The following is a 2994-nucleotide window of genomic DNA, read 5'->3' as shown; positions in this document are numbered from 1 at the left end:
AATAGATGCTCCCTTTTAAACAGACGGCATATAACAAACGCATGAATTCACTCGCAAGCTCGCTGGGACAATTATTCGCTGGCTGCGGCTCATTCTTCGCCAAGTATAGCCAGCGAGTAATTGCCCGTTATGCGAAACGTTGAGGCTGTAGAAAAACCTCTTTTTAGTTTAAAAAACACACAATAATTACTTCCCTCAGATCGTGGTTTGTGATCAAATAGGTATTATCAATTAGGCGTAGGAGCCTTGGTGATGCCACGCTTTATCCCGCTAAACTATCAACAAAATTCTATGGTAGTGATTAACTATCTAGACCAACTGCAAGCCGGTACATTTGAGTATGCGATTCATCATTTGATTGATGAGAAGCTCGACTTGTCAGTGTTTTATCCTAAATATAAAAACGATAATAATGGTCGTCCAGCGTATGACCCTGCCGCACTGTTAAAAATTATTCTGTTTGCCTATTGCAAAGGCATTACCTCAAGCCGTGAAATTCAGTGGTGCTGTGAAACCAATGTGATTTTTAAAGCCTTGAGTTGTGATTCGGTACCACATTTTACGACTATCGCTGGGTTTGTGAGTGGTCGTAGAAGTGAGATTGAATCAGTGTTTGAGCAGGTACTGTTGATATGCCATGAGCAAGGTTTATTGGGCAATGAGCTGTTTGCCATTGATGGCTGCAAGATGTCATCTAATGCCGCTAAGGAATGGTCGGGAACGTTTAACGAGTTACAAGAAAAGCGGGATAAGCTGAAACGTCAAATCCGTTATCACATGAATGAGCATGAGACGTTAGATAAAACTGAAGGGGCAGATGAAGCGCGTAAACAAAGAGCAGCGCAAGCAATAGACACCTTAAACAAAGCCCATGACAAGATAGAGCAGTTCTTAAAGAAGTCCGAACCACGGATGGGAAAAGGTAAAAGGCCCAAGGAAGTCAAAAGTAATATTACGGATAATGAGTCAGGTAAAATGACCACCAGTAAAGGTACTATTCAAGGTTACAATGGGGTAGCTACGGTAGATAAGAAACACCAAGTGATTGTAGATGCCACAGTGTTTGGAGAAGGGCAAGAGCACCATACCTTACAGCCTGTACTGACAGGCATTCAAAATAGATTCAAACGTTTAGCCATTAGCGAAGATATATTAAAATCCCAAACGATAATCACCGCCGATACTGGCTTTGCGAATGAGCAGAATATGCAGTACCTGCATGACAATGATATTAATGCTTATATCCCCGATAATCAGTTCAGAAGCCGTGACCCTAAATTCAAAGAGCAAAAAACAAAGTACGGCAAACGCCATCAAGACAATAAAACTCGAAAGAAAACAGTCTTCCAAGCCAGTGAGTTTAGCTTTGACCCCGTCACCAAGCATTGTGTTTGCCCATCAGGTGAAACGATTAGCTTTCGAGGCATACGAGAGAACGACCAAGGGATAAAAACCGCGTACTTCGAAGGTAAGTTATTACAATGTCGCAACTGTAATAAAAAGCATCAATGTATGCATAACCCCAGTGCTGCTGACCACCGTAAAGGAGCGGGTAGGCAAGTATCGTTTAGGTTAGACAGCAAACGGGAGCCTACTTATACCGACTGGATGAAGCATAGGGTTGATAGTCCCAAAGGCAAACAAATATACAGTCATCGCATGTCTGTGGTTGAACCCGTGTTTGGTAACATAGGTACCAACAAAAAACTCAATCGTTTTAGCCTTAGAGGCAAAGATAAAGTACAAGGCCAATGGCACTTGTACTGCTTGATACACAATTTAGAGAAACTCAACAATTACGGGCAGTTGGCGGCATAGTTAGCCCATCTCACCCTACAATTAGCCGCAGAAAGCCCTTCAAAGACCCATATTCAAGCTGATAAACCGCTAAACTCCCAAATCACCTACTTCGCGTAAAAAACTTTGCAAAATGTCATTGCCCAAGGCAAAGTTGTAAGCATTATAAAATCAAAGAAAGGCTAGGAAATGTTCAGTCAATATCGACTTTTTCTACAGCCTCGTTAGGTGTGCAATGAAGTAAAACTAATAAAACTAATGTAGATAAAACTAATGTAGACACCCAAGATAAATTTTGATGTTTTTGATAGTTGAACTAGGCTTTTAGGGTTAATTATTTGAAAGGATTCAATGATGGCCCAGTCCCGCAAATCTCAAGTTAGTTTGTCAGATACCCCTTATTATCATTGCGTGAGTCGTTGTGTACGCCGTTCGTTTTTGTGTGGCGTGGATAATTACTCAGGGCAAAGCTATGAGCATAGAAGAGGGTGGGTTGAAGATAGATTGTTGTTTTTAAGTTCAGTCTTTGCCATAGATGTGTGTGCTTATGCGGTGATGAGTAACCATGTCCATGTGGTGTTACACGTTGATGTAGATAAGGCATTTAGTTGGAGTGATAAAGACGTAGTGACCCTGTGGCATAGTCTTTATAGAGGCACCTTACTCACTCAAAAATTCATGCGTGATGAGACATTTACACAAGGTGAATGGATTACCTTAAACGAAACAATTGGTAAGTATCGCGAGCGCTTGCATGACATAAGCTGGTTTATGCGTAACCTTAATGAATTTATAGCCAGAGAGGCTAACAAAGAAGATGATTGCACTGGCCGTTTCTGGGAAGGACGTTTTAAATCACAAGCTCTTTTAGATGAATCAGCGGTATTGGCCTGTATGGCCTATGTCGACTTAAACCCCATTAGGGCTAAGATAGCAAATACACCCGAAACATCTCAACACACTAGTATTCAAAAGCGTACCGAGGCCATTAAACAAGATAACAGCCAACCCCATCAACTGATGCCTTTTGTAGGTCACCCCAGAGAAAACATGCCCAAGGGTATCGCTTTTTCATTACAAGACTACTGTGAATTAGTGGACACAACAGGGCGAGTTATCAGAAAAGACAAAGCAGGATATATAGACCATCACCAAAGTCCTATTTTACAAAGGTTAGGACTAGACAGTGAACAATGG

General features: G+C 41.4%; 2 protein-coding genes. Both read left to right on the top strand.

Going from position 1 to position 2994, the window contains the following annotated elements; translation table 11 throughout:
• Positions 1–252: 252 nt before the first annotated feature.
• Entirely contained in the window at positions 253–1818 is a 1566-nt protein-coding gene (locus ABJE44_RS08240) for an IS1182 family transposase (RefSeq protein ID WP_348110093.1), read from the top strand.
• Between the two features lie 333 nt (positions 1819–2151).
• On the top strand, positions 2152–2994 hold an 843-nt coding region (locus ABJE44_RS08235; protein ID WP_348120724.1), incomplete at its 3' end, for a transposase.

This window comes from Paraglaciecola sp. (assembly GCF_039942875.1).
Taxonomy (GTDB): domain Bacteria; phylum Pseudomonadota; class Gammaproteobacteria; order Enterobacterales; family Alteromonadaceae; genus Paraglaciecola.
This window is presented reverse-complemented; position numbering and strand designations above follow the sequence as displayed.

Excerpts from the sequence above, each read along its gene's own strand:
- ABJE44_RS08240 (WP_348110093.1), top strand. The coding sequence starts at position 253 with ATGCCACGCTTTATCCCGCTAAACTATCAACAAAATTCTATGGTAGTG.